This window comes from Kitasatospora sp. NPDC089797, assembly GCF_040684795.1.
GTDB lineage: Bacteria > Actinomycetota > Actinomycetes > Streptomycetales > Streptomycetaceae > Kitasatospora.
Genome location: NZ_JBFBGS010000042.1, coordinates 25,395 through 51,459, shown reverse-complemented (window position 1 = coordinate 51,459; position 26,065 = coordinate 25,395). Strand labels below are relative to the sequence as shown.

At 73.7% G+C, this 26,065-nt stretch carries 25 protein-coding genes; 18 read left to right on the top strand and 7 right to left on the bottom strand.

Features of this window, described 5'->3' with window-relative positions; genetic code table 11:
* Positions 1 to 45 precede the first annotated feature (45 nt).
* Positions 46 to 939, bottom strand: coding sequence for a biotin--[acetyl-CoA-carboxylase] ligase (locus AB0O91_RS29265; protein ID WP_363439155.1), 894 nt, complete (start codon positions 937 to 939; stop codon positions 46 to 48).
* Between the two features lie 363 nt (positions 940 to 1,302).
* Between AB0O91_RS29265 and AB0O91_RS29260 the strand changes: the two genes are divergently transcribed.
* From AB0O91_RS29260 to AB0O91_RS29235, 6 genes are all read left to right on the top strand, one after another.
* The gene (locus AB0O91_RS29260) at positions 1,303 to 2,892 is read left to right on the top strand and encodes an acyl-CoA carboxylase subunit beta (protein WP_363439228.1); all 1,590 of its coding nucleotides are present in this window, start codon (positions 1,303 to 1,305) and stop codon (positions 2,890 to 2,892) included.
* Positions 2,893 to 2,921: 29 nt separating this feature from the next.
* The gene (locus AB0O91_RS29255) at positions 2,922 to 3,143 is read left to right on the top strand and encodes an acyl-CoA carboxylase epsilon subunit (RefSeq protein ID WP_363439152.1); all 222 of its coding nucleotides are present in this window, start codon (positions 2,922 to 2,924) and stop codon (positions 3,141 to 3,143) included.
* 146 nt (positions 3,144 to 3,289) lie between these two features.
* A complete protein-coding gene (locus tag AB0O91_RS29250) occupies positions 3,290 to 3,430 on the top strand; it encodes a hypothetical protein (protein ID WP_350511215.1) in 141 nt (46 codons plus the stop codon).
* A gap of 61 nt (positions 3,431 to 3,491) precedes the next feature.
* On the top strand, positions 3,492 to 4,094 hold the full coding sequence (locus tag AB0O91_RS29245) for a nucleoside triphosphate pyrophosphatase (protein WP_363439150.1): 603 nt from the start codon (positions 3,492 to 3,494) through the stop codon (positions 4,092 to 4,094).
* A 66-nt stretch (positions 4,095 to 4,160) separates the two neighbouring features.
* On the top strand, positions 4,161 to 4,937 hold the full coding sequence (locus AB0O91_RS29240) for a hypothetical protein (RefSeq protein ID WP_363439148.1): 777 nt from the start codon (positions 4,161 to 4,163) through the stop codon (positions 4,935 to 4,937).
* A gap of 236 nt (positions 4,938 to 5,173) precedes the next feature.
* Positions 5,174 to 6,949 (top strand): biotin carboxylase N-terminal domain-containing protein, encoded by a 1,776-nt coding sequence (locus AB0O91_RS29235; RefSeq protein WP_363439146.1) that lies wholly within the window; start codon positions 5,174 to 5,176, stop codon positions 6,947 to 6,949.
* A gap of 108 nt (positions 6,950 to 7,057) precedes the next feature.
* Here the strand turns inward: AB0O91_RS29235 and AB0O91_RS29230 are convergent, their stop codons facing one another.
* The gene (locus AB0O91_RS29230) at positions 7,058 to 8,053 is read right to left on the bottom strand and encodes a DeoR/GlpR family DNA-binding transcription regulator (RefSeq protein WP_363439143.1); all 996 of its coding nucleotides are present in this window, start codon (positions 8,051 to 8,053) and stop codon (positions 7,058 to 7,060) included.
* A 200-nt stretch (positions 8,054 to 8,253) separates the two neighbouring features.
* Positions 8,254 to 9,702: an NAD(P)H-quinone dehydrogenase gene (locus AB0O91_RS29225; RefSeq protein ID WP_363439140.1), complete on the bottom strand. Its 1,449-nt coding sequence runs from the start codon at positions 9,700 to 9,702 to the stop codon at positions 8,254 to 8,256.
* A gap of 99 nt (positions 9,703 to 9,801) precedes the next feature.
* On the opposite strand from AB0O91_RS29225, the gene AB0O91_RS29220 reads away from it, so the two are divergent.
* From AB0O91_RS29220 to AB0O91_RS29210, 3 genes are all read left to right on the top strand, one after another.
* Positions 9,802 to 10,239: a gamma-glutamylcyclotransferase gene (locus tag AB0O91_RS29220; protein ID WP_350511220.1), complete on the top strand. Its 438-nt coding sequence runs from the start codon at positions 9,802 to 9,804 to the stop codon at positions 10,237 to 10,239.
* 193 nt (positions 10,240 to 10,432) lie between these two features.
* On the top strand, positions 10,433 to 11,254 hold the full coding sequence (locus tag AB0O91_RS29215; protein ID WP_363439137.1) for a purine-nucleoside phosphorylase: 822 nt from the start codon (positions 10,433 to 10,435) through the stop codon (positions 11,252 to 11,254).
* Between the two features lie 157 nt (positions 11,255 to 11,411).
* Complete coding sequence (locus tag AB0O91_RS29210; RefSeq protein ID WP_363439134.1) at positions 11,412 to 13,130, top strand: phospho-sugar mutase; 1,719 nt, start codon at positions 11,412 to 11,414, stop codon at positions 13,128 to 13,130.
* A gap of 63 nt (positions 13,131 to 13,193) precedes the next feature.
* Here AB0O91_RS29210 and AB0O91_RS29205 read toward each other — a convergent pair whose 3' ends face one another.
* Complete coding sequence (locus AB0O91_RS29205; protein ID WP_363439131.1) at positions 13,194 to 13,874, bottom strand: PH domain-containing protein; 681 nt, start codon at positions 13,872 to 13,874, stop codon at positions 13,194 to 13,196.
* 168 nt (positions 13,875 to 14,042) lie between these two features.
* On the opposite strand from AB0O91_RS29205, the gene deoC reads away from it, so the two are divergent.
* The 4 genes from deoC to AB0O91_RS29185 all read left to right on the top strand — a co-directional run bounded on the left by deoC (position 14,043) and on the right by AB0O91_RS29185 (position 18,328).
* Positions 14,043 to 15,059 (top strand): deoxyribose-phosphate aldolase, encoded by a 1,017-nt coding sequence (gene deoC / locus AB0O91_RS29200; protein WP_363439128.1) that lies wholly within the window; start codon positions 14,043 to 14,045, stop codon positions 15,057 to 15,059.
* A gap of 5 nt (positions 15,060 to 15,064) precedes the next feature.
* On the top strand, positions 15,065 to 16,546 hold the full coding sequence (locus AB0O91_RS29195) for an aldehyde dehydrogenase family protein (protein WP_363439125.1): 1,482 nt from the start codon (positions 15,065 to 15,067) through the stop codon (positions 16,544 to 16,546).
* Positions 16,539 to 17,465: an aldehyde dehydrogenase family protein gene (locus AB0O91_RS29190; RefSeq protein ID WP_363439122.1), complete on the top strand. Its 927-nt coding sequence runs from the start codon at positions 16,539 to 16,541 to the stop codon at positions 17,463 to 17,465. Before AB0O91_RS29195 ends, AB0O91_RS29190 begins: the two co-directional genes overlap by 8 nt.
* Positions 17,466 to 17,704: 239 nt before the next feature.
* Positions 17,705 to 18,328 (top strand): ATP-binding protein, encoded by a 624-nt coding sequence (locus tag AB0O91_RS29185; RefSeq protein WP_363439225.1) that lies wholly within the window; start codon positions 17,705 to 17,707, stop codon positions 18,326 to 18,328.
* Between the two features lie 222 nt (positions 18,329 to 18,550).
* On the opposite strand, the gene AB0O91_RS29180 is transcribed toward AB0O91_RS29185, so the two are convergent.
* Entirely contained in the window at positions 18,551 to 19,159 is a 609-nt protein-coding gene (locus AB0O91_RS29180) for a SigE family RNA polymerase sigma factor (RefSeq protein ID WP_363439222.1), read from the bottom strand.
* Between the two features lie 637 nt (positions 19,160 to 19,796).
* On the opposite strand from AB0O91_RS29180, the gene AB0O91_RS29175 reads away from it, so the two are divergent.
* The 4 genes from AB0O91_RS29175 to AB0O91_RS29160 all read left to right on the top strand — a co-directional run bounded on the left by AB0O91_RS29175 (position 19,797) and on the right by AB0O91_RS29160 (position 23,187).
* A complete protein-coding gene (locus AB0O91_RS29175; protein WP_360495283.1) occupies positions 19,797 to 20,474 on the top strand; it encodes a response regulator transcription factor in 678 nt (225 codons plus the stop codon).
* A 59-nt stretch (positions 20,475 to 20,533) separates the two neighbouring features.
* A complete protein-coding gene (locus AB0O91_RS29170) occupies positions 20,534 to 22,072 on the top strand; it encodes a HAMP domain-containing sensor histidine kinase (RefSeq protein ID WP_363439119.1) in 1,539 nt (512 codons plus the stop codon).
* A complete protein-coding gene (locus AB0O91_RS29165; protein WP_363439116.1) occupies positions 22,069 to 22,395 on the top strand; it encodes a hypothetical protein in 327 nt (108 codons plus the stop codon). Before AB0O91_RS29170 ends, AB0O91_RS29165 begins: the two co-directional genes overlap by 4 nt.
* Before the next feature lie 168 nt (positions 22,396 to 22,563).
* Positions 22,564 to 23,187, top strand: a complete 624-nt coding sequence (locus AB0O91_RS29160; protein WP_363439113.1) for a VanZ family protein — start codon at positions 22,564 to 22,566, stop codon at positions 23,185 to 23,187.
* Here AB0O91_RS29160 and AB0O91_RS29155 read toward each other — a convergent pair.
* Positions 23,157 to 23,831, bottom strand: a complete 675-nt coding sequence (locus AB0O91_RS29155) for a PhzF family phenazine biosynthesis protein (protein WP_363439110.1) — start codon at positions 23,829 to 23,831, stop codon at positions 23,157 to 23,159. The two genes, AB0O91_RS29160 and AB0O91_RS29155, sit on opposite strands and share 31 nt — an antisense overlap.
* A gap of 160 nt (positions 23,832 to 23,991) precedes the next feature.
* Here AB0O91_RS29155 and AB0O91_RS29150 point away from each other — a divergent pair, with 160 nt between their 5' ends.
* Positions 23,992 to 24,537, top strand: coding sequence for a hypothetical protein (locus AB0O91_RS29150; protein WP_363439108.1), 546 nt, complete (start codon positions 23,992 to 23,994; stop codon positions 24,535 to 24,537).
* A gap of 73 nt (positions 24,538 to 24,610) precedes the next feature.
* Here the strand turns inward: AB0O91_RS29150 and AB0O91_RS29145 are convergent, their stop codons facing one another.
* On the bottom strand, positions 24,611 to 26,005 hold the full coding sequence (locus AB0O91_RS29145) for a hypothetical protein (RefSeq protein WP_363439105.1): 1,395 nt from the start codon (positions 26,003 to 26,005) through the stop codon (positions 24,611 to 24,613).
* Positions 26,006 to 26,065 lie beyond the last annotated feature (60 nt).

Here is a 26,065-nt window from a genome sequence, read left to right as displayed (position 1 = left end):
GATCCGGAGCATCCGCCCGGGTCAAGGAGAGGTGAAGACTGCCGTTCAGCGCGGCTGGGGGCGGACGTGGACCACGTCCCCCGCGCCGACCGCCCGGCGTGCGCCGTCCGCGGTGCGGACCACCAGCCGGCCGTCCCCGTCGATCGCCACCGCCTCGCCGACCAGCTCGCGGTCGCCCGGCAGCAGCACCTTCACCGGACGGCCGAGGGTGCTGCAGCGGTCCGCGTACGCGCGCAGCAGGTCGCTGGTGTGCGGGTCCCCGGCGGCCGCCGTCCACTCCCGGTACAGCCCGGCGAACTCCCGCAGCAGGGCCCGCAGCAGGACGGACCGGTCGGTCGTCCGGGCGCCCGCCAGCGCGAGCGAGGCGGCGGTGGGGACGGGCAGCTCGGCGGCGCGCAGCGAGACGTTCAGGCCCATCCCGACCACCACCGCGCCGCCGCTCAGCTCGGTGAGGATGCCGCCGAGCTTGCGCTCCGCGCCGTCGATCTCCACCTGGAGGTCGTTCGGCCACTTCAGCCCGACCTCCACCCCGGCCACCCGGTCCAGGGTGGCGGCGACGGCCACCCCGACCAGGATCGGCAGCCAGCCGTACCGCTCGACCGGCACCTCCTCGGGGCGCAGCAGGAAGGACAGGAACAGCCCGGAGCGGTCCGGGGCGGTCCACTGCCGGTCCAGCCGCCCGCGGGCGGCGCGCTGCGCCTCGGCGACCAGCACCGTGCCCTGCGGGGCGCCGGCCCGGGCCCGCTCGACGAGGTCGCTGTTGGTGGAGCCGGTCTCGGCGACGACGTCCAGCGCGGTCCAGAACCCGCCCGGGACGAGCAGGTCGCGGCGCAGCACCTCCTCGTCCAGCGGCGGCCGGTCCAGGTCGGTCCAGGGGGACGGTCCGGTGCGGCCGAAGCCGCGCAGTCCGCTGCGGCGGGGGGTCTCGGGTGCGCTCATGGGGGCCACCCTAGAACCCGGACGGGCCCCCGGCAGGACGGGCCGTGGTGGTGCGGGACCGGCCGCGGTGCGGGACCGGCGGGGCGGACCGGGCGCCCTGGCGGCGGACCGGGACGACGGACCGACGGGGGCGGACCGGGGCGCGGGGCCGCCCGGGGCCCAGACCGCCCCATCGTGCCCCAGAACGCCCGTTGACACACTGTGTCGATGGCCATAACGCCAGGACGTGCCGGATCGCCCTTCGCGCTGGCTACGCTACGCAGCGGTAGTTCGCAGCGCCGCCCTGCCCTCCTGCGCGACCCCCCGATCCCGGCCCGCGCGCACTCGAACAGGTCGCGGCCGATGATCAGGGAGAGCCACCGGATGACCGAGGCGCCGTACGACCCCCACACCACCGCCGGCAAGCTCGCCGACCTGCGCCGCAGGCTGGACGAGGCGGCGCACTCCGGCTCGTCCGCGGCCGTGGAGAAGCAGCACGCCAAGGGCAAGCTGACCGCCCGCGAGCGGGTCGCGGAGCTGCTGGACGAGGACTCCTTCGTCGAGTTCGACGAGTTCGCCCGGCACCGCTCGACCAACTTCGGGCAGGAGCGGAACCGCCCCTACGGCGACGGCGTGGTGACCGGCTACGGCACCGTCGACGGCCGTCAGGTCGCCGTCTTCGCCCAGGACTTCACCGTCTTCGGCGGCTCGCTCGGCGAGGTCTTCGGCGAGAAGATCGTCAAGGTGATGGACTTCGCGCTGAAGACCGGCTGCCCGGTCATCGGCATCAACGACTCCGGCGGCGCCCGCATCCAGGAGGGCGTGGTCTCGCTCGGCCTGTACGGCGAGATCTTCCGCCGCAACGTGCACGCCTCGGGCGTCATCCCGCAGATCTCGCTGATCATGGGCCCCTGCGCGGGCGGCGCGGTCTACTCCCCCGCGATCACCGACTTCGTGGTGATGGCGGACCGGACCTCGCACATGTTCATCACCGGTCCGGACGTGATCAAGACCGTGACCGGCGAGGACGTCGGCATGGAGGAGCTGGGCGGCGCCCGCACCCACAACACCAAGTCCGGCAACGCCCACTACCTGGCCGCGGACGAGAAGGAGGCGGTCGAGTACGTCAAGAGCCTGCTCTCGTACCTGCCCTCCAACAACCTCAGCGACCCGCCGTCCTACCCCGAGCAGGCCGACCTCACGGTCACCGAGGAGGACCTCGAACTCGACGCCATCGTGCCGGACTCGGCGAACCAGCCGTACGACATGCGCCAGGTGATCGAGCACATCGTCGACGACGGCGAGTTCCTGGAGACCCAGCCGCTGTACGCGGGCAACATCATCACCGGCTTCGGCCGGGTCGAGGGCCAGGCGGTCGGCATCGTCGGCAACCAGCCGATGGACCTGGCCGGGTGCCTCGACATCAACGCCAGCGAGAAGGCCGCGCGCTTCATCCGCACCTGCGACTCCTTCAACATCCCGGTGCTGACCTTCGTGGACGTGCCCGGCTTCCTGCCCGGCACCGAGCAGGAGTGGGACGGCATCATCCGGCGCGGCGCCAAGCTGATCTACGCCTACGCCGAGGCGACCGTCCCGCTGATCACCGTGATCACCCGCAAGGCCTTCGGCGGGGCGTACGACGTGATGGGCTCCAAGCACCTGGGCGCCGACCTCAACCTGGCCTGGCCGACCGCGCAGATCGCGGTGATGGGCGCGCAGGGCGCGGTCAACATCCTGCACCGCCGGGAGATCGCCGAGGCCGAGGCGGCCGGCACCGTCGACGAGAAGCGGGCCGAGCTGATCGCCTCGTACGAGGACACCCTGCTGAACCCCTACCTGGCCGCCGAGCGCGGCTACGTGGACGCGGTGATCGCCCCGAGCGAGACCCGCCGGCACATCGTCCGCGGCCTGCGGGCACTGCGCGGCAAGCGCGAGGTGCTGCCGCCCAAGAAGCACGGCAACATCCCCCTGTAGGCACCATCCCTCTCGGGAGAGAACACGCCATGTCCCCGATCCACGTGCTGCACGGGCAGCCGACCCCCGAGGAGCTCGCCACCGTCCTGGCGGTGGTCCAGGCCCGGGCCGCCGCCGCGCAGGCCGCCGCCGAGGCGGCGCGTCTGGCGGGCGCCGGCCCGGCCTCCCCCTGGAACGACCGCTCCCGCTTGCTCCGCCCCGCCGTCCAACCGGGCGTCAACGCCTGGCGGACGTCGGGCTGGGCGCGCTAGCAACTCCTGGTGCGGAGCGGGCAGTCGGCCGGGCCGACGTCCCGCTCCGCACGCATTCCGGCGGCCCCGCGCCACCGTCCGCTCCGCCCGAAACCTGAGTACGGATACTCAGGCGTCCGGGCCCGCCCGCGCCGCACTCTGGACGAGTGCTCTGGTCAGACCCCGAGGACGAGCCCTCGCCCGAGGCCCGTCGCATGCAGGAGCGGATGCAGCGGGCCGGCAAGGTGCTGGCCGCCATGGTGCTGGTGGGCTCCGTGCTGATCATGCTGACCCGGTACTTCACCTGACCCGTTCACCCGAACGGCGGACACCGGCGTCCCCTTCCCGGCACCCCCTACCCTGGTGGGCATGACCGACCAGCGCTCCCTCGTCCTCGCCTCCGCCTCCCCCGCCCGCCTCGGGCTGCTGCGCCAGGCGGGGCTCGACCCCCGCGTGGTGGTCAGCGGCGTCGACGAGGACGCGATCACCGCCGCCACCCCCGCCGAGCTGGCCCTCGTCCTGGCCGAGGCCAAGGCCAAGGCCGTCGCCGCCGGGCTGACCGACGGCGAGCTGGTGATCGGCTGCGACTCCGTCCTGGAGCTGGACGGCCGGGCCCTCGGCAAGCCCGCCGACGCCGCCGAGGCGGTGGCCCGCTGGCAGTCGATGCGCGGCCGCGCCGGGGTGCTGCGCACCGGCCACTGCGTGATCGACACCGCGACCGGCCGGCAGGCCTCCGAGACCGCCTCCACCACCGTCCGCTTCGGCACCCCGGACGACGCCGAGGTGGCCGCCTACGTCGCCTCCGGCGAACCGCTGCACGTGGCCGGGGCTTTCACCCTGGACGGCCGCTCGGCACCGTTCGTCGACGGCATCGACGGCGACCCGGGCAACGTGATCGGCCTGTCCCTGCCGCTGCTGCGCCGACTGCTCGCCGAGCTCGACCTGCGCATCATCGACCTGTGGAGCAAGTGACCTGCCGCATCGCACCGTTGTGCCCCTAAGCTGACCGGCGTCCGAACCGGGAGGGGAACGCGGGCGATGACCGACAACGTGCTCAACGTGGTGCTCGGCCTGGTGGCCAGCGCCATCAGCGCCGCGCTCGGCTGGCTGGCCCAGGCCCTGCGGCGGCGCCGGAAGGTCGAGCGGGTCCGGGAGTTCCTCGGTCTGCCGGCCGGCAGCGAGTGCCTGATCGTGGTGCCGCGCAGCGTCGGGGCCGGTTCGCACGCCAACACCGTGACCCGCCGGGACGCCTACGCCCTGATGTGGCTGGCCGGGCTGGTCGAGGAGTGCGGCGCCCGGCCCGAACTGGTCGCCCACGACGCGGCGCACCGCGGCCTGGGCGCCAAGACCGAGCTGTGCCTGGGCGGCCCGGTCAGCAACGAGCGGATGGCCGCCCACCTGGCCTGGGGCCTGCCGGGGGTGCTGATCACCTCCGGGCCCGGCCCGGGCAGCAACGTGATCGTGGTCGGCGACCGGGAGTTCGCCGCCGACCGGGACCAGGCCCACACCCTGCTGGCCCGGATCGCCACCCCGGACGGCGGCCGCCCGGTCTTCCTGATCGCCGGCCAGACCGGCACCGCCAACCAGGCCGGCGTCCGCCACCTGGTGGCGCACCACCGCCAACTCGCCCGCGCGCACGGCCGGAACGGCACCTTCGCGCTGGTCCTGCGGGTGGTCAACCCGGAGGCCTACGGGCCGGACATGGTCGAACTGGCCGCCGACGTGACGGCCGAGGCCCTGCGCCGCCCCGCGGCCGCCCCGGCGGCCGGCGTCGGCACCGGCACCGGCACCGGCACCGGCGCGAGCGCGGTTTGACCCGGCGGCGGGAAGGTGTGTTCCATGCCACCGTCCCGCCGCGCCGCACCACGGTCACCCACCGTCGAACACGCCCGTCCGACCGGATCGGCCGCGACCTGCGAAGTCGCCGTCAACCCGGTCGACCGGGCCCGGATTTCCATCACGGTGCGTGTGGGATAGTTCACAACCTGGGGCTACTCGCCGGTACCGCCCAGGAATCCATAAACTCAACGAGGTTCAAGAAGGGAGCCACAGTGCGCAAGGTGCTCATCGCCAACCGCGGGGAAATCGCCGTCCGCGTCGCCCGGGCCTGCTCGGACGCCGGTATCGCCAGCGTCGCCGTCTACGCCGAGCCGGACCGGGATGCGCTGCACGTCCGCGCGGCCGACGAGGCTTACGCGCTGGGCGGTGACACCCCCGGCACCAGTTACCTGGACATCGCCAAGGTCCTCAAGGCCGCGGAGGACTCCGGCGCCGACGCCGTCCACCCCGGCTACGGGTTCCTGTCGGAGAACGCCGAATTCGCCCAGGCCGTCCTCGACGCGGGCCTGACCTGGATCGGCCCGCCCCCGCAGGCCATCCGCGACCTCGGTGACAAGGTCACCGCCCGGCACGTCGCCCAGCGCGCCGGCGCCCCGCTGGTGGCCGGCACGCCGGACCCGGTCGCGGGCGCCGACGAGGTCGTCGCGTTCGCCCGGGAGCACGGCCTGCCGGTCGCCATCAAGGCGGCGTTCGGCGGCGGCGGCCGCGGCCTGAAGGTCGCCCGCACGCTGGAGGAGATCCCGGAGCTGTACGACTCCGCGGTGCGCGAGGCGGTCGCCGCCTTCGGGCGCGGCGAGTGCTTCGTCGAGCGCTACCTGGACAACCCGCGGCACGTGGAGACCCAGTGCCTCGCGGACAAGCACGGCAACGTGGTGGTCGTCTCCACCCGTGACTGCTCGCTGCAGCGCCGGCACCAGAAGCTGGTCGAGGAGGCGCCCGCGCCGTTCCTGACCGCGGAGCAGAACGCCGAGCTGTACCGCGCCTCCAAGGCCATCCTCAAGGAGGCCGGCTACGAGGGTGCCGGGACCTGCGAGTTCCTGGTCGCGATGGACGGCACGATCTCCTTCCTGGAGGTCAACACCCGTCTGCAGGTGGAGCACCCGGTCACCGAGGAGGTCACCGGGATCGACCTGGTCCGCGAGATGTTCCGGATCGCCGACGGCGAGGAGCTGGGCTACGGCGACCCCGAGGTGCGCGGTCACTCCTTCGAGTTCCGCATCAACGGCGAGGACCCGGGCCGCAACTTCCTGCCCGCGCCCGGCACCGTGACGCTGTTCGCCCCGCCGTCCGGCCCGGGCGTGCGGCTGGACTCCGGCGTCGAGACCGGCTCGGTCATCGGCCCGGCCTGGGACTCGCTGCTGGCCAAGCTGATCGTCTCCGGCCGCGACCGCAAGCAGGCCCTGGAGCGGGCCCGGCGGGCGCTGAACGAGTTCCGGGTGGAGGGCATGGCCACCGCCATCCCGTTCCACCAGGCGGTCGTCACCGACCCGGCGTTCGCGCCCGAGGTGCACGGCGGCGACGGACCGTTCACGATCTACACCCGCTGGATCGAGACCGACTTCGACAACACCATCCCGCCGTTCGCGGGCTCGGCCGGCGAGGCCGAGGAGGCGGAGACCCGGGAGACCGTGGTCGTCGAGGTCGGCGGCAAGCGGATCGAGGTCTCGCTGCCGTCCTCGCTGGGCGTCGCGGCGGCCCCGGCGGCCGGCCCGGCGGGCGGGGCCAAGGCGAAGCGCCGGGTGGGCGCCAAGAAGGCCGGTTCGGCCATCAGCGGTGACACCCTGGCCTCGCCGATGCAGGGCACCATCGTCAAGGTCGCCGTCGAGGAGGGCCAGGTCGTCGCCGAGGGCGAACTGATCGTGGTCCTGGAGGCGATGAAGATGGAGCAGCCGCTGAACGCGCACAAGGCCGGCACCGTCGTCGGTCTCAAGGCCGAGGTGGGCGCGAGCGTGAGCAGCGGCGCCGCGCTGTGCGAGATCAAGGACTGACCCGCGGTCCGTCAATCCACGACCGGTCCGTACTCCCTTCGAGGGGTGCGGACCGGTCGGGTTTCCAGGGGTGGCCCGCCCGCTCGGCGGGCCACGGCCGGACCGGGCTCAACGCCCGCGCGGCAGGCCCATCTCGGCCAGCCGGACCGGCATGCCGCCCGGGCCCACCGGGCCGCCGCCGTGGGCGCCGGGGCGGCGCTGGCCGGGCAGCGGGGCGGCGCCCGGCGGCGGGACCGGACGGCGGCCCAGCGGGCCGGGCTGGGTCTGGTGCACCGGCCCGCTGCCGGTGCCGTGCACCGGGGCGTCACCGCCCGGTGCGGCCCCGAGCGGCGCCAGCTCGATCTGCACCCCGCAGTCGGCGAGCGCGTCCAGCTCCCGGGCGGTGGTGTCGTCCGCGGCGGCCTGCTCGTCGGTGACCAGCCGGGTGATGGTCTCGGTGGCGACGGTCTGGAACATGCCGGCCGCGCCGAGCTTGGTGTGGTCGGCGAGGACGATGACCTCGGCGGCCGCCAGCACCATGGCCCGGTCCACGCTCGCGGACAGCATGTTCGCCGTCGAAAGCCCCCGCTCGGCGGTCAGCCCGCTGCCGGAGATGAAGGCCTTGGTGACCCGCAGCCCCTGCAGCGACTGCTCGGCGCCGCTGCCCACCAGCGCGTAGTTGGAGCCGCGCAGGGTGCCGCCGGTCATCACCACCTCGACCCGGTTGGCGTGCGCCAGCGCCTGGGCGACCAGCAGCGAGTTGGTGACCACCGTCAGCCCGGGCACCCGGGCCAGTCTGCGGGCCAGCTCCTGGGTGGTGGTGCCGGCCCCGACCACCACCGCGTCGCCCTCCTCCACCAGCCCGGCGGCGAGGTCCGCGATGGCGCTCTTCTCCGCCGCGGACAGGTGGGTCTTCTGCGGGTAGCCGGGTTCGCGGCTGAAGCCGCCGGGGAGCACCGCGCCGCCGTGCCGGCGGTCGAGGAGCCCTTCTGCCTCCAGCGCCCGCACGTCACGGCGCACGGTCACTTCGGAGGTCTGGACGACGCGGGCCAACTCCCGGAGCGAGACCGCTCCGTTGGCGCGCACCATTTCGAGGATCAACTGGCGACGTTCTGCTGCAAACACAGAACCGACGGTAACCTGCGTGACCGTCTGCTTTCAGGCGTTTGCAGCTGGTAGCCGGAATTGCTCACGCACGTGCGGCGCGTGACCGTACAATACGCGCCGTCAACAACCCGGAACTGCGCCCGCCGTCCGGGTGACGATCATGCCTGTGCGAAGGGCGGCCGCCGATCGGCAGCCGCCCCCAACTGTGCGCCTTGAGCTCAGGATTCGCCGTCGACCCGCTTGCGGATGTGCAGCTGCCGGGCGGCCTCGGCGGTCGAGCCGGAGACCGACGGGTAGACGGTGAAGGCGCTGGCCACCTGTTCGACCGTCAGATTGGCGTCCACCGCGAGCGCGATCGGGTGGATCAGTTCGCTGGCGCGGGGGGCGACGACCACGCCACCGACCACGATGCCGGTGCCCGGGCGGCAGAACAGCTTCACGAAGCCGTCCCGGATGCCCTGCATCTTCGCCCGCGGGTTGCCGCGCAGCGGGAGCTTGACCTCGACGGCGTCCATCTTGCCGCACTCCACGTCGGCGGCGGTGTAGCCGACGGTGGCGATCTCCGGGTCGGTGAAGACGTTGGAGGCCACGGTCTTCAGGTTCAGCGGCTGCACCGCGTCGCCGAGCGCGTGGTACATCGCGATCCGGCCCTGCATGGCCGCCACCGAGGCGAGCATGAAGACGCCGGTGCAGTCGCCGGCCGCGTAGACGCCCGGGGCGCTGGTGCGGGAGACCCGGTCGACCTGGATCTGGCCCCAGTCGTTGAGCTTGACCCCGGCCTCCTCCAGGCCCATCTCCGCGGTGTTGGGGATCGAGCCGACCGCCATCAGGCAGTGGCTGCCCTCGATCACCTTGCCGTCCGCGAGGGTCACCTCGACCCGGTCGCCGATCCGCTTGGCGCTCTCCGCCCGGGAGCGGCTCATCACGTTCATGCCGCGGCGACGGAAGACCTCCTCCAGCACCTCGGCGGCGTCCGGGTCCTCGCCCGGCAGCACCCGGTCGCGGCTGGACACCAGGGTGACCTTGGAGCCGATCGCCTGGTAGGCACCGGCGAACTCGGCGCCGGTCACGCCGGAGCCGACCACGATCAGCTCGCTCGGGAGCTCCTCCAGGTCGTACACCTGGGTCCAGGTGAGGATCCGCTCGCCGTCCGGCTGGGCGTCCGGGAGCTCGCGCGGGTGGGCGCCGGTGGCGATCAGCACCGCGTCGGCGCGCAGCGACTGCACGGCGCCGTCGGGGCCGTCCACCAGCACCTCGCGGGAGCCGTCCACGGCCTGCCCGCCGGCCCCGAGGCGGCCGCGGCCGCGCAGCACGGTGACCCCGGCGCGGGTGACGGACTGGGTGATGTCGTGGGACTGCGCGATCGCGAGGCGCTTCACACGGCGGTTGACCTTGCCCAGGTCCACGCCGATGACCTTCCGGTCCTCGGCGGCGCCGTCCCGGTCGACCGTGATGCCCAGCTCCTCGTACGAGCTGTCGAAGGTGGTCATCACCTCCGCGGTCGCAATCAGGGTCTTCGACGGCACGCAGTCCGTGAGCACCGCCGATCCGCCCAGACCGTCGCGGTCGACGACGGTCACCTCCGCGCCGAGCTGGGCCGCCACCAGGGCCGCCTCGTAGCCGCCGGGTCCGCCACCGATGATCACGATCCGAGTCACGTACCCCATTGTCCCGCACGCCGGGAGCGGCGCCACAAGGGGGTCCGGGCTCAGAACGTCCGTCCACTCGCCCCCGTCCCGTGCGCCACCCGGGCTACGCTGGCGACCATGCCCCTTTACGCCGCGTATGCCACCAACCTCGATGCCCGGCAGATGACCCGCCGAGCCCCGCACTCCCCGCTCCGCGGCACGGGGTGGCTGGACGGCTGGCGGCTCACCTTCGGCGGCGAGCAGCTCGGTTGGGAGGGCTCGCTGGCCACCGTCGTCGAGGACGGCAAGGACCGGGTGTTCGTCTCCCTCTACGACATCGCGCCGATGGACGAGGAGGGCCTGGACCGCTGGGAGGGCGTCCAGCTCGGCATCTACCGCAAGATCAAGCTGCGCGCCCAGACCCTGGACGGCGACATCCCGGTCTGGACGTACGTGCTCAACGACTACGAGGGCGGCCTGCCCGCGGCCCGCTACCTCGGCCTGATCGCCGACGCGGCCGAGAGCGCCGGCGCCCCGCACGACTACGTGCTGGACCTGCGCCGCCGCCCCTGCTGAACCGGGGACCCTTTTCACCCCGGCCTTTCGTCCCGGCCGGGCTGCCGTTTCCGTGCGGATTCCTGTACGTACCGACAGCCCGGCGGCCCGGACAGCACCGCCGAGCTGTGTTTTCGGGTCAACCGGGTAACGATCCGGCATGCCGCGGCGGAATTTCTACGCGCGTAGCCGAAAGCCGTCTATCCTCGGACCCGTGAACGCTTCTCCTCAGTCGGTCGTCTCCGCCGACCCCTACGCCGCCGCCCAGGCCGCCGCCGAGCGCCTGCGCGAGCTGACCGGTGCCGAGCGGCACGACGTCGCCCTGGTGATGGGCTCCGGCTGGGTGCCGGCCGCCGACGCCCTGGGCGAGACCGTGGCCGAGTTCCCGGTCACCGAGCTCCCGGGCTTCCCCGCCCCCGCCGTGGCCGGCCACGCCGGCAAGATCCGCTCGGTGAAGATCGGCGACAAGCGCGCCCTGATCTTCCTCGGCCGCAACCACTACTACGAGGGCCACGGCGTGGCCACCGTCGTCCACGGCGTGCGCACCGCCGCCGCGGCCGGCTGCGGCATCATCGTCCTGACCAACGGCTGCGGCGGCCTGCGCCAGGGCTGGACCCCGGGTCAGCCGGTCCTGATCAGCGACCACATCAACCTGACCGCGGACTCCCCGATCGTCGGCGCCAACTTCGTCGACCTCACCGACCTCTACTCCAAGCGCCTGCGCGCGCTGTGCCGCGAGGTCGACCCGAGCCTGGACGAGGCCGTCTACGTCCAGTTCCGCGGCCCGCACTACGAGACCCCGGCCGAGGTCAACATGGCCCGGGTGATCGGCGGCGAGCTGGTCGGCATGTCCACCACCCTGGAGGCCATCGCCGCCCGCGAGGCCGGCACCGAGGTGCTCGGCATCTCCCTGGTCACCAACCTGGCCGCCGGGATGACCGGCGAGCCGCTCAACCACGCCGAGGTCCTGGAGGCCGGCAAGGCCTCCGCCGAGCGCATGGGCGAGCTGCTGGCGAAGGTCCTGGAGCGGATCTGACGCCTGCCGGGCGCAGAATCATGAGCGACGGGGCCCGCGGGCGCGTGATCCACCGATCACGCCGTCCCGCGGGCCCCGTCCGCGTGTGCACACCTCTTCCCTTCGCGCGGAACCCTCCGGCCGACACACCGACGCACTTCCCGATGGAGCAGGCAACATGACGCAGGCACCCACCACCGACCTCCTCGCCCGGGCCCGGACCTGGCTGGCCGAGGACCCCGACCCGCAGACCCGCGAGGAGCTGGCCGCCCTGCTGGCCCGCGCCGAGGGCCCCGAGGCCGACGAGGACAGCACGCTCGCCTGGGCCGAGCTCGCCGAGCGCTTCGCCGACCGCCTCCAGTTCGGCACCGCCGGGCTGCGCGGCGAGCTCGGGGCCGGTCCGATGCGGATGAACCGCGCCGTGGTGATCCGGGCCGCCGCCGGTCTGGTCGGGTACGTGAAGAAGCAGGGCCTGGGCGACCTGGTGGTGATCGGCTACGACGCCCGCCACAAGTCGTACGACTTCGCCCGGGACACCGCCGCCGTGGTGGTCGGCGCCGGCCTGCGCGCCGCGCTGCTGCCCCGCCCGCTGCCGACCCCGGTGCTCGCCTTCGCCGTCCGCCACCTGGGCGCGGCCGCCGGCGTGACCGTCACCGCGAGCCACAACCCGCCGCAGGACAACGGCTACAAGGTCTACCTGGGCGACGGCTCGCAGATCGTCCCGCCGGCCGACGCCGGGATCGCCGCCGAGATCGACGCGATCGGCTCGCTGGACGACGTCCGGCGCGCCGCCGAGGGCTGGGAGGTGCTCGGCGAGGACGTCGTCGAGGCCTACCTGACCCGGGCCGTCTCCATCGTCGACGCGCACAGCCCGCGCGAGCTGGACGTGGTCTACACCCCGATGCACGGGGTCGGCCGCGACACCCTGGTCGCCGCCTTCGAGCGGGCCGGCTTCCCGGCCCCGACGGTGGTCGCCGAGCAGGCCGAGCCGGACCCGGACTTCCCGACCGTGGCCTTCCCCAACCCGGAGGAGCCCGGGGCGATGGACCTCGCCTTCCGCACCGCCGCCGCGGTCGGCCCGGACATCGTGATCGCCAACGACCCGGACGCCGACCGCTGCGCGGTGGCCGTCCCGGTCCACGGCAACGCGGCGGGCGGCGGCAACGGCACCTCCGGCTGGCGGATGCTGCGCGGCGACGAGGTCGGCGCGCTGCTCGGCTCGGCGCTGGTCGCCAAGAAGGCCGAGGGCACCTTCGCCACCACCATCGTCTCCGCCACCCTGCTCGGCCGGATCGCCGAGGCCGCCGGCCTGGGCTACGCCGAGACGCTGACCGGCTTCAAGTGGATCTCCCGCGCCCAGGGCCTGCGCTACGGCTACGAGGAGGCGCTCGGCTACTGCGTCGACCCGCAGGGCGTCCGGGACAAGGACGGCATCACCGCCGCCCTGCTGGTCGCCGAGCTGGCCGCCACCCTCAAGCGGTCCGGCCGCACGCTGGGCGACCTGCTGGACGACCTGGCGCTGGAGCACGGCCTGCACGCCACCGACCAGCTGTCTGTCCGGGTCCAGGACCTCTCGCTGATCGCCGACGCCATGCGCCGGCTGCGCGAGCAGCCGCCCACCGTGCTGGCCGGGCTGACCGTCACCCGCGCCGACGACCTGTCGGCGGGCTCCGCCGAGCTGCCGCCCACCGACGGCCTGCGCTACTACCTGGCGGGCGACGCCGTCCGTTCGGCCCGGATCGTGGTCCGCCCGTCCGGCACCGAGCCCAAGCTCAAGTGCTACCTGGAGGTCGTCCTCCCGGTCGCCGCCGCGGCCGACCTGGCCGACGCCCGGGAGCGCGCCGCCGCCCTGCTGGAGACGATCAAGCGGGACCTCGCCGAGGCCGCGGGCATCTGACCCCGGGAACGTACGCGCAAGGCCCGCCGGTCCGGGACCGGCGGGCCTTGCGCGTACGCGGTCTCAGACCGCGATCACCGTGATCAGGGCGACCAGGCCCGCCAGGGCCGGGGCGATGACCCACCAGCACCAGCGCACCACCAGCGGACCGGCCGCGCCGGGGCGGCGGCCGTGGCGTTCGGCCATCTCCGTGAGGACGTCGGTCACCTGGTCGGACCAGGCCCGGGTGGGATCGGGCGAGCCCTGGACGGCCGGGTTGGTCCGGGCGGCGAGCCCCATCCCCAGACCGGTCCGGGAGGCGTGCTCGGCGCTGCTGCGGCTGCGGGCGCGGTTGGCCCGCTTGCGCTGGCGCAGCGACACCGGGACGGCCCACACCTGGTACTTCTTCTCGCCGGAGAGCAGCTCGACCGAGTAGCCCGCGCGCAGCGCGTCGACCGAGGCCCAGGGGGCGGTGATGGTGCGCCAGGGGTTGCGCACGACCAGGCGGTCGCTGTCGGCGAACACCGCCGGGCGGAGCGTGTAGGCGAACACCGGGAGCGCGAACACCGGCAGCGCCGCGAGCGCGACGTACGGGGTCTTCCCGCTGCCGGTCACCACCGCGTCGCCGATCAGCCAGGCGGCGACGGCCAGCAGGAACACGCCGGAGATCACGCCGGGGACGGAGCGGTACACGCGGTCCGCGTACTCGGGTTCCCCGCCGGGGGCGGCCGGGCCCGGGTGGGGCTTGCCGTCGGATTCGGTCATGGCGTCGATTCTGCCCCATGCACCCCTCACCAGCGGGTCTCGGTCCGGCCACGAATCCCGGACCGGGGGCGCCCGGCCCCTGAGGTCTCGGTCCGGCCACGAAAAGCGGGTGGAAAGGTGGTCGACCTAGCGGTCGGCTACGCGCGTAGATATGCTGGTGTGGTGACTATGTCCACTGTTGCAGCCAATGCCCTCCCCCAGCCTGGCGGCCGGGAGGTGCCCCCAGGCATCGCGGGCAGCGGCCTCGCGGACGTTGCGGCGTCCGAGGCCTCGCTCCGCCGCTTCCTGCACGGCCTGCCCGGCGTCGACCAGGTCGGCCTCGAAGCCCGCGCCGCCTCCCTCGGCACCCGCTCGATCAAGACCACGGCGAAGGCCCACGCCATCGACCTGGCGATCTCCATGATCGACCTGACCACGCTGGAAGGCGCGGACACGGTCGGCAAGGTGCGCGGCCTGTGCGCCAAGGGCAGGACCCCCGACCCGACCGACCCGACCACCCCGCGCGTCGCCGCCATCTGTGTCTACCCGGACATGGTCGCCACCGCGAAGGACGCCCTGCGCGGCACCGACATCCAGGTCGCCTCGGTCGCCACCGCGTTCCCGGCCGGCCGCGCCGCCCTCCCGGTCAAGCTCGCCGACACCGCCGACGCGGTGGCCGCGGGCGCCGACGAGATCGACATGGTGATCGACCGCGGCGCCTTCCTGTCCGGCCGCTACTTCGACGTCTACCAGGAGATCGTCGCCGTCAAGGAGGCGTGCAAGCGCGCCGACGGCAGCTACGCCCACCTCAAGGTGATCTTCGAGACCGGCGAGCTGCAGACCTACGACAACGTCCGCCGGGTCTCCTGGCTGGCGATGCTGGCCGGCGCCGACTTCATCAAGACCTCCACCGGCAAGGTCGCCGTCAACGCGACCCCGCCGGTCACCCTGCTGATGCTGGAGGCGGTCCGCGACTTCCGCGCCGCCACCGGTGTCCAGGTCGGCGTGAAGCCCGCCGGCGGCATCAAGACCACCAAGGACGCCATGAAGTACCTGGTGATGGTCAACGAGACCCTCGGCGACGACTGGCTGACCCCGCACTGGTTCCGCTTCGGCGCCTCCAGCCTGCTCAACGACCTGCTGATGCAGCGCCAGAAGCTGGCCACCGGCCGCTACTCCGGCCCCGACTACGTGACGGTGGACTGATCACCATGGCCAAGAAGAAGACCATCGAGGAGCCCGCGGCCAAGCCGGCCGGCGGCCTGTTCGACTACGCCCCGGCCCCGGAGTCCCCGGCCGCCGCCGGCGACATCGCCACCTCCTACGGCCACTTCATCGGCGGCGAGTTCGTCGACTCCTCCGGCAGCGAGGCCCTGAAGACGGTCAACCCGGCCACCGAGCAGGTGCTCGCCGAGTTCGCCCGGGGCACCGACGAGGACGTGGACCGCGCCGTCGCCGCCGCCCGCAAGGCCTTCGCCGACTGGTCGGCGCTGCCCGGCAGCGAGCGCGCCAAGTACCTGTTCCGGATCGCCCGGATCATCCAGGAGCGCGCCCGCGAGCTGGCCGTGCTGGAGTCGATCGACAACGGCAAGCCGATCCGCGAGACCCGCGACTTCGACATCCCGACCGTCGCCGCGTGGTTCTTCTACTACGCGGGCTGGGCGGACAAGCTCGACTACGCCGGCTTCGGCGCCAACCCGCGCCCGCTGGGCGTGGCCGGCCAGGTCATCCCGTGGAACTTCCCGCTGATGATGCTGGCGTGGAAGATCGCGCCCGCGCTGGCGACCGGCAACACGGTCGTCCTGAAGCCGGCCGAGACCACCCCGCTGACCGCCCTGCGCTTCGCCGAGATCTGCCGCCAGGCCGGCCTGCCCAAGGGCGTCGTCAACATCGTCACCGGCGACGGCCGCACCGGCGCCGCGCTCACCGCGCACCCGGACGTCAACAAGGTCGCCTTCACCGGCTCCACCCCGGTCGGCCGGGCGATCGCCAAGCAGGTCGCCGGCAGCCGCAAGAAGCTGTCGCTGGAGCTGGGCGGCAAGGCCGCCAACATCGTCTTCGACGACGCGCCGATCGACCAGGCGGTCGAGGGCATCGTCAACGGCATCTTCTTCAACCAGGGCCACGTCTGCTGCGCCGGTTCCCGCCTGCTGGTCCAGGAGTCCGTCCAGGACGAGGTGCTGGACGCCCTGAAGCGCCGGATGGCCACCCTGCGGGTCGGCGACCCGCTGGACAAGAACACCGACATCGGCGCGATCAACTCGGCCGCCCAGCTGGCCCGGATCACCGAGCTGACCGCGGCCGGCGAGGCCGAGGGCGCGGACCGCTGGTCGCCGGAGTGCGAACTCCCGGGCACCGGCTTCTGGTTCAAGCCGACCCTGTTCACCGGCGTCAGCCAGGCCCACCGGATCGCCCAGGAGGAGATCTTCGGCCCGGTCCTGTCGGTGCTGACCTTCCGCACCCCCGACGAGGCGGTCCAGAAGGCCAACAACACCCCGTTCGGCCTCTCCGCCGGCATCTGGACGGAGAAGGGCTCGCGCATCCTCTGGACGGCCAACCGGCTCAAGGCCGGCGTGGTCTGGGCCAACACCTTCAACAAGTTCGACCCGACCTCGCCGTTCGGCGGCTACAAGGAGTCGGGTTACGGCCGCGAGGGTGGCCGCCACGGTCTGGAGGCCTACCTCGATGTCTGATGTCGCAACGCGTCTTGACGTCCTCAAGACCTACAAGCTGTACGTCGGCGGGAAGTTCCCGCGCTCCGAGAGCGGACGGGTGTACGAGGTGACCAAGGCGACGTCTGCCGCCGGCGCGGCGGGGAAGCGCGAGTGGCTCGCCAACGCCCCGCTGGGCACCCGCAAGGACACCCGGGACGCCGTCCTGGCCGCCCGCGCGGCGGTCAAGGGCTGGGCCGGCACCACCGCGTACAACCGCGGCCAGGTGCTGTACCGCGTCGCCGAGATGCTCCAGGGCCGGCGCGAGCAGTTCGCCGCCGAGGTGTCGCTCTCCGAGGGCATCGGCCCGAAGAAGGCCGCCGCGCTGGTGGACGCCGCGATCGACCGCTGGGTCTGGTACGCGGGCTGGACGGACAAGGTCGCCCAGATCGCGGGCGGCGCCAACCCGGTGGCCGGGCCGTACTTCAACCTCTCCACCCCGGAGCCGACCGGCGTGGTCGGGATCGTCGCCCCGCAGGCCGGGTACGGGCACTCGCTGCTCGGCCTGGTCTCGGTGATCGCCCCGGCGATCACCACCGGCAACACGGTCGTGGTCGCGGCCGCCGCGGACGCCCCGCTGCCCGCGCTCTCGCTGGGCGAGGTGCTGGCCACCTCGGACGTCCCCGGTGGCGTGGTCAACATCATCTCGGGCCGGACCGCGGACATCGCGCCCACCCTGGCCTCGCACCAGGACGTCAACGCGCTGGACCTCACCGGTGCCATCGCCGCCGACGGCCCCGGCGCGGCGCCCGCCCTGGAGGCCGCCGCCGCGGATACCCTGAAGCGGGTGGTGCGTCCGGAGCTGGACCCGTTCGCCCGGGACTGGACCGATGCGCCCGGTACCGAGCGGCTACTCTCCTTCCTGGAGACGAAGACGGTCTGGCACCCGATGGGGATCTGACCCTCCGTCACCCGAGCGTCACAACTCCACAGACTGGCCGTCCCCCGTGCCCTCTCCCCCCCAGGGCCCGGACGGTCACAGGACGGACCCGCGCCTCTCCCCCCCTGGCGCGGGTCCGTCGGTTTTCCCGGCCGAGCCGGTCCCCCGCCCCCGGCCGCCCCGGCGCAGAAGGTGGGCTCCGACCGGTTTCGGCAACCGGCCCCGATGCGTCAGACTGGTGTCCCGTGAGTGACTCCCCCATGAACCCCGCGCCGACGGCCCACGCCCGGGTGATCCTGCTCTCCGGGCCCTCCGGATCGGGGAAGTCCTCGCTGGCCGAGCGCAGCGGACTGCCGGTGCTCCAGCTGGACGACTTCTACAAGGACGGGGACGACCCGACCCTGCCCCGGCTGCCGGACGGCGCCGTGGACTGGGACTCCCCGCTCGCCTGGCACCGTGACCAGGCCGTGGCCGCCATCCGCGCCCTGTACGAGCACGGGCGCACCGAGGTGCCGGTGTACTCGATCCCGGACAACGGCCGGGTCGCCACCCGCGCCCTGGACCTGGACGGCGCGGCCGCGTTCATCGCCGAGGGCATCTTCGCCGCCGAGATCGTCGCCCAGTGCGCGGCCGAGGGCCTGCTCGGCGACGCCCTCTGCCTGCGCAACGGCGCCCTCACCACGGCCTGGCGCCGGCTGCGCCGGGACGTCCGTGAGGGCCGCAAGTCGCTGCCGGTGCTGCTGCGCCGGGGATTCCGGTTGATGCGGGCCGAGCGGGCCATCGTCGGCCGGCAGGTCGAGCTGGGCTCGTACCCGTGCGCCGGGCCGGAGGCCGAACGGCGGGTCCGCACGGCGGCCGGGCCGCGGGAACTGTCCGCGGTCTGAGCCGACGGGGCCCCGGGAGCGCGGGAACCTGTCCGCGCTCCGAACCGGCGGGCCCCGGAAACGCGGGAACGACGACGGGCCCGGTGCGTCTCCCCCGCACCGGGCCGTCGCCTCGACGAACGGTGCCGGCTCCCCACGGACCCCGCTCCCCCGAGCCGGTGTCCCCGAACCGCTACCGTCCGCTACCCGTCCCCCGACGGGAGTCCTCGTGTCCCCGAACCGTTACGCGACCAGCTCGCCGAACGCCCGGACGGTGTCGCCCGACTTGTTCAGGTGCTCGTCCTCGCGCAGCCGGCGCAGGGCGCGCCAGATGCTGCTCTTGACCGTGCCGACGCTGATCCCCAGCACGTCGGCGATCTCCGGGTCGGTCTTGCCCTCGTAGTAGCGCAGCACCAGCATGGTCCGCTGGTTCTCCGGCAGCTTCGCCAGCGCCTGCCAGAGCACGGTGCGCAGCTCGGTGCCGCCCATCGCGTCGGTGTCGCCGGCCGTCTCCGGCAGCTCCTCGGTCGGGTACTCGTTGACCTTGCGGCGCCGCCAGGCGGAGATGTGCAGGTTGGTCATGGTGCGGCGGAGGTAGCCCCCGACCGCGGCCTTGTCGGTGATCCGGCCCCAGGCCCGGTAGGTGCTGAAGAGCGCGCTCTGCAGCAGGTCCTCGGCCTCGTAGCGGTCACCGGTGAGGTGGTACGCCGTGGCGTACAGGGAGGCGCGGCGCTCGCGGACGTACGCGGTGAACTCCGTGATGTGGTCCTCCGCGACGGCCGGGTGCTCCCCCTGCGCGTCCCCCTGTCCCGCCTCGGTGGTGCGGGCCGGTGCGGGGTTCAGCCGCAGCAGCGTCGCACCGGCGGCCTCGCGGCCGGCCGACTCCCCCGAGCCGACCGTCCGCAGACCGTTCTTCCCCAGGTCGCCCCCCCGGGCGTCCTTGCCCTCGACGCGGACGGGGAGGATCCCCCGCAGCGTGAGGGTGGTGCCGGAGTCGGCCGCACTCCCCAGTCGGCCGATCCCGTACAGCTCCCCTGTCCTGCCGCCGCTCACCCGGCGGGCGACAGGGTTTCCACCGGTGCTGTGCGCGCACCCCCGTACGGTCACGGCACCGGAGTTCTCGTCGGTCCTGATCTCGTACCGGGTCCGGTGAGTGGTCGCTGACGAACGCGCGGTGCGGACAGCCGGGTTGGTCCGGGTCTGAAGCGTGGCGTTCATCGTGCGCCCCCTTGGTTCGGTACGAGCGGTTCCTGTTGCCGCCCTCCAGCCGGCCCTTGCGGCCCGCTGTCCTGCGGCGACATGGAAAATCCTGCCCGCCGGTTGTGATGGCGCTGTCCGCCGACTGTCACAGGGGTGTCACAGGGACGGGCCGTTCGTCCCGGTCCGCCTCCCTCCGTACCGGACGCCGGGGGCCGTCCTTCCGGTTCCCATACGGGCGGTCACCGGTCCGGGGGGTGAATCGACGCTTCCGGTGGGCCAAAATGGGGCCGTGCCTTTCCTCCTACTGATCGAGGACGACGACGCCATCCGGACCGGCCTCGAACTCGCCCTCACCCGCCAGGGCCACCGCGTGGCCACCGCCGCCTCCGGTGAGGACGGTCTGAGGCTCTTCAAGGAGCAGCGGCCCGACCTGATCGTGCTGGACGTGATGCTGCCCGGAATCGACGGCTTCGAGGTCTGCCGTCGGATCCGCCGCACCGACCAGCTGCCGATCATCCTGCTCACCGCGCGCTCAGACGACATCGACGTGGTGGTGGGTCTGGAGTCCGGTGCGGACGACTACGTGGTGAAGCCGGTCCAGCCGCGGGTGCTGGACGCCCGGATCCGGGCCGTGCTGCGGCGCGGCGAGCGGGAGAGCTCGGACTCGTCCGCGTACGGCAGCGTGGTGATCGACCGGGCCGCGATGACCGTCACCAAGGACGGCCTCGACCTCCAGCTCACCCCGACCGAGCTGCGGCTGCTGCTGGAGCTCAGCCGCCGCCCCGGGCAGGCGCTCTCCCGGCAGCAGCTGCTGCGGCTGGTCTGGGAGCACGACTACCTCGGCGACTCCCGCCTGGTGGACGCCTGCGTGCAGCGGCTGCGGGCCAAGGTCGAGGACGTGCCGTCCGCGCCCACGCTGATCCGCACCGTCCGCGGGGTGGGCTACCGGCTGGACCCGCCCGCCTGACGCCCCCCGCTCCCTCCCCCTGCTCTCTGCCCTGAACTCCCGTACGACGACAGGCTCTTGTGACTGACCATCAGCAGACCGCCCGGCGGTTCTCGTCCGGCCCGTGGCGGCGGCTGCGCTCGCTCCGGGTGCGGCTGATCGCGGTGTTCGCGGCCGTCGCGCTGCTCGCCGCCGTCTCGGCCTCCGGCATCGCGTACTGGCTCAACCGGGACGCGGTGCTCAAGCGCGCCCAGGACACCGCGCTGAACGACTTCCGGGTCTCGCTCAGCCGCAACGTCTCCGACCTGCCGTTGAACGCCAGCTGCTCGGACCTCGCCACCCTGGCCACCAACGTGGCGAGCTCCGGCCTGAGTTACGAAGTGGTCGTGGTCGACCAGGCGCACCCCGAGTGCCCGGCCTCCTCCGCCCCGACGAAGTTCACCCTGGCCGACGTCCCGGCGGCGCTGCAGTCCACCGTCGCCAAGCCGCGCGAGGTCAGCGAGAGCAACCCGTACCCGTACCACCTGTACTGGCAACGGCAGAACCTGGAGGGCCGCCCGTTCGTCATCGGCGGCACCAAGGTGGTGCCGAACGGCCCGACGGCGTACATGTTCAAGTCGCTGGAGAACGAGCGGGCCGACCTCAACACCCTCGGCTGGTCGCTGGCCATCGCGACCCTGCTCGCGCTGATCGGCTCGGCGCTGCTCGCGCAGGCCGCCTCGGCCACCGTGCTGCGGCCGGTCAAGCGGCTCGGCGAGGCCGCCAAGCGGCTCGGCGAGGGCCACCTCGACACCCGGCTGGAGGTCGACGGCTCCGACGAACTCGCCGACCTGGCGCGGACGTTCAACCGGGCTGCGGAATCGCTGCACGAGCAGGTCGAGGAGCTGAGCGCGCGCGAGGCGCAGAGCCGGCGGTTCGTCGCCGACATGTCGCACGAGCTGCGCACCCCGCTCACCGCGATGACCGCGGTGACCGACATCCTGGAGGACGAGGCCGAGTCGCTGGACCCGATGATCGAGCCCGCCGTCCGGCTGGTGGTCAGCGAGACCCGGCGGCTGTCCGACCTGGTGGAGAACCTGATGGAGGTCACCCGCTTCGACGCGGGCACCGCCAAGCTGGTCGCCGACGAGGTGGACGTCGCGGACCTGATCATGTCCTGCATCGACGGCCGGGCCTGGTACGACGCGGTCGAACTGGACGCCCCGCGCGGCATCCTGGCCGTGGTCGACCCGCGCCGGCTCGACGTCGTCTTCGCCAACCTGATCGGCAACGCGCTCAAGCACGGCGGCTCGCCGGTGCGGGTCAAGGTCCGGCAGACGGCGGACTCCGTCGTCGTCGAGGTGTCCGACAGCGGCCCCGGCATCCCCGAGGACGTGCTGCCGCACGTCTTCGACCGCTTCTACAAGGCCGACCGCGGACGGGCCCGCTCCGAGGGCAGCGGACTGGGACTGTCCATCGCGATGGCCAACGCCCGGATCCACGGGGGGACGATCACGGCGGCGAACGGGGAGGTCGGCGCGGTGTTCACCCTCACCCTGCCGCTCACCCCACCGCCGCCGTCCACGGGCGGGACCGGCAGCGGCCCCACCGGCGACGCCGAGTACAAGGACGCCACGTGACCTCCCCCACCCGCACCACCCTGCGCCGGGCCGCCGGCGCGCTGCTCCTGCTCGCCCTGGCCACCGGCTGCGGCATCCGGCCGACCGCCGTCCCGGTCGACGCCGGCGCGCCCGCCAGCCGGACGGCCTGCCCGACCGCCCCGCACATACCGACCGCGCTGCCCACCCCGCCCGTCCCGGCGGCCCCGGCCGTCACCCCGGCCCGCGGCGCGGCCCGGCCGAGCGCCGCCCCGAGCCCCACGCCCTCCCCGGTCGGCCCCGGCTCGCCGCCGCCGAACAACGCGTTCAGCGCGCTGCCGACGGCCTCGCCGTCGTGCCGGTAGCCGCTGCGTAGGGGCGGGCGGCCGCCGGGCAGCGGGCACAGGGCCGCCGGGTAACGGGCAACCGACCGCCGGGTGGGGCCGGGACGCGGGACGGGAAACGGGGGCGCGTCCCGGAATGTTCACCACCGGAGTGGAACCGCCGCGCCACCGGCCCACGTCCTTCCCCCCGTGCAGCGAGATGGCACCAGGACACGCGACCAGCGTTCCGGCGCACGGACCGAGACCAGGCCGGCGCCGGCGGCGGCCGTCCACCGTTCCCTCCGCCGGGCCGGGCTGGCGGGCCTGGCCCTCCACCTGACGCTGGCGCTCTGGCTGGTGCTCAGACCGCTGCCGGTGGCCTGGGTGTACGACGCCAACCTGACCCCGCTGGCCTCGCTCCGCTCCTCCAGCACCTGGCAGGTGGTCGGCGAGTTCCTGCTGCTCGCCCCGCTGGGCGTGCTGCTGCCGCTGGCCGGCGGCCGGGTCCGGGCCCCCTGGCTGCCCTCCTTCCTGCGCACCGCGGGCGCCTCCGCCCTGCTGGCGACCGGACTGGAGTTCCTCTCCTCCTGGACGCCCGGGCACGTGCTCAACGTCGACCACATACTGTTCGCCGTGCTCGGCGTGATGATCACCCACCTGGCGCTCGTCCCCGGCCTGCGCCGCCTGCTGCGCGACGACCGCCCGACGCCGCGGACGCCCCGGGCGGTCGTCCTGACCGTCCCGCCGGTGACCGCGACCGTCACCCCGACGATGACGGTCGCGGCCGCGGGCCGGCCGCGCGCCTACGCGGAACCGACGCCGCCCGCCGGCTGACCCGCCGCCCGGACCACCCGGCCGCCGACCTCCACCAGCCCGTCCGGCCGCGGGCCCGCGGTCAGCTGCGAACCCCGGCCCTGGGTGACGGTCAGCGCCCGCCCGAGCCGGTCGGCCAGCAGCAGGGCGGCCGCGCCGGTCGCCTCGTCCTCGTCGATGCCGTCCCCGCGCCCGGGGAAGGCCCGGGCCCGCACCGTGCCGGCCGCCTCGTCCTGCCAGGCCCAGGCGTACACCCACTCCCCCGGCGGCGGCACCGCCAGCCCCTCCACCTCGGCCGGCGACCCGTACTGCCGCAGCGTGCGGGGCGGGGCCCACTCCGGCCGGGCCCCGATCAGCGTCAGCCCGCCCTCGCGCCGCACCGCCACCACCCCGGCCTCGGTGACCAGTCGTTCCACCCCGAGCAGCCAGGCGGCGCCCACGCACGGGTGGCCGGCGAACGGCAGGCGCAGGCCCGGGGCGTAGATGTCGATCTCCCCGCGCTCCGGGTCGTCGACGAACACCGTCTCGCTGAAGCCGAGTTCGCGGGCGAAGGCCTGCCGCTCCGCCCGCCCCGGCAGCGCGGCACCGTCCCGCACCACCCCGAGCGCGTTCCCGTGCCGGCCGTCCGGCCCGCAAAAGACCCGCAGCACCTCATAAACAGTCATTTCCCACCTCGTCAATTACCGTTCCGGTGCAGCGCGGACCCGGCGCAATGACACCGTGATGAAAAGGCGAGGACGAATGTCGGTCGCCCCTAGTACTGTGCGCTCTCGTCCCCGGACGGCGCCCGCCGTCATTTCTTTCTCCTCCCACAGGAAAACCCCCTTGAACAATCTCGACTTCAGCGTCGACCCGCTGTTCTCCTGGTACGTCGTCCTGCTGGCGCTCAGCGGCGCCATCATGCTGGTCCTCGGGGCCGTCGGCGGCGGCACGAAGGCCGGCCTGCGGGCCCTCAACGTGCTCTTCGGTCTCGGGTTCCTGGGGTACGCGTACTACCTCGCGTTCGTCTTCGAGGGCCGCGAGTACTTCATCTTCTTCAAGGCGTTCATCCTGCCGGTCCTGATGATCGTCGCCTCGGTGAAGGCCATCATCGAGCGCAGCAACGCGAAGAAGCAGCCGGCCAACCCGTCGGCCTCGCCGTACCTGGGCAACGCCCCGCACGACCCCACCGCGCCGTACAACCCGAACGCGCCGTACAACCCCAACGCGCCGTACGCCCCGAACGCCGCCCAGCAGGCCGCGTTCAACCCGAACGCCCCGCAGCAGGGCGCCGCGGCGTACCCGCAGCCGGGCGCGCCGGCCCAGCCGGTGGCGGACAACCCGTACGCCCAGCCCGCGCCGCCGGTCCAGCCGCCGCACCCGGCCGGCTGATCACCGGGACGCCGGAAGGCCCGTCCGACCCCGCAGCACGGCGGGGGCGGGCGGGCCTCGTGCTGTCACCGGGTCAGTTGCCGCTGTTCCCGGCGCGGTTGCGGCGGCGGGCGACGACCAGGATGCCGAGGCCGAGGGCGATCGCGGTGGCACCGGTGATCGCCGTCGGGGCGGAGGAGGAGCCGCCGCCGGTCGAGGCCAGCCGGGTGGCGGCCGGGGCCGGGGCGGCGGCCTGCGCGGGGGCGGCGGCCGGGACCGGCGCGTCGGCGGCGACCTGGACGGCCGGCACGGCGGGGGCATCGGTCGGGGTGGCGGGGGCGGTCGGGGCCGGGGTGCCGGTGGCGCCCGTGGCGGCCTCGATCCGGAAGTCGACCCCGGGGCTGGAGGTCCCGCGCTCGGTCCCGCCCGGACCGGCCAGGCTGTAGCCGTCGGCGAACACCGACTCGGCCGCCGCCGGGGCCTCCTTGGTCCAGGCGAGCCGCAGGTTGACGGTGCGGGTCCCGCCGTTCGGCAGCGCGATGACGTCGGCGTCCTTGGAACCGCTGCTCAACTGCACGCCCAGCCGGGTGCCGGGGAGGTCGTGCCACTCCGGCGTACCGGCGATCCAGAGCCCCGCCTGGGTCTGGAACTCGAGCTTCACCATGTCGGCGCGGAGCATGCCCTCGCCCTGGAACACGATCGCGGGGACGACCCGGAGGTCGGTGCCGGTGTGGTTGCCGAACACCGCCCTGAAGGGCTTCGCCTCGCCTCCGGCGACGAAGGTGGCGGGCAGACCCTCGATCGTCACGTCCGGGAGCCCGACCGGGGCCGGAGTGGTCGGGGTGCCGCTCTCGACGGTGAAGCCCGGGGTGCTGCCCCAGGCCGGGGCGCCGCGCTGCTCCGGGGGCAGGGTCGGGTCCGAGACCACCGCACTGAGGGCGGCGCCGGCCGGTCCGGGGGCGGCATCGGCGGCGAAGGTCAGGCGCAGCCGGTAGACGTACTCCGCGCCGGACTCCAGGTGGAGTTCGGTGGCGAACGGGTCCAGGTCCCAGAGGCCGCCGGCGTCGGTGCCGAGCGCCGTAGCGTCCTTCCACCGGGTGTCACCGGGGCGCTGGTACGCCAGCTCCAGTCGGCTCGGGCGGGGCCCGCTGCCCCGGACGGTGGTGACGACGAAGCCGGTCGTCACGTCCATCCGGTGGTCGGCGGTGTTCCTGAGGGTCGAGGTGAGTTCGACCGAGGTGCCGGCCTTGACCGTGGTCGGCATGCCGCTCGTGGTGATCTTGATCAGCGAGGCCTGGTCCTGCCGGTCGGGCGCCGTCGGGCCCGCGGTCGGACCGGTCGTCGGGCCCACGGTCGGACCGGTCGTCGGGCCGGTCGTCGAGCCGGTCGTCGGGATCGCGAGGGCGGCCGGGGCGGCGGTCAGGGCGAGGCCGGGGACCAGCACGGCAGCGGCGGCCACGGCGAGCAGTCGGCGGGGCTGATGACGCAAGGAAACCTCACGGGAGAATTCGGGCGTGGCCCGGCAAAAGTGCGAAATCGCAGGCGTGAG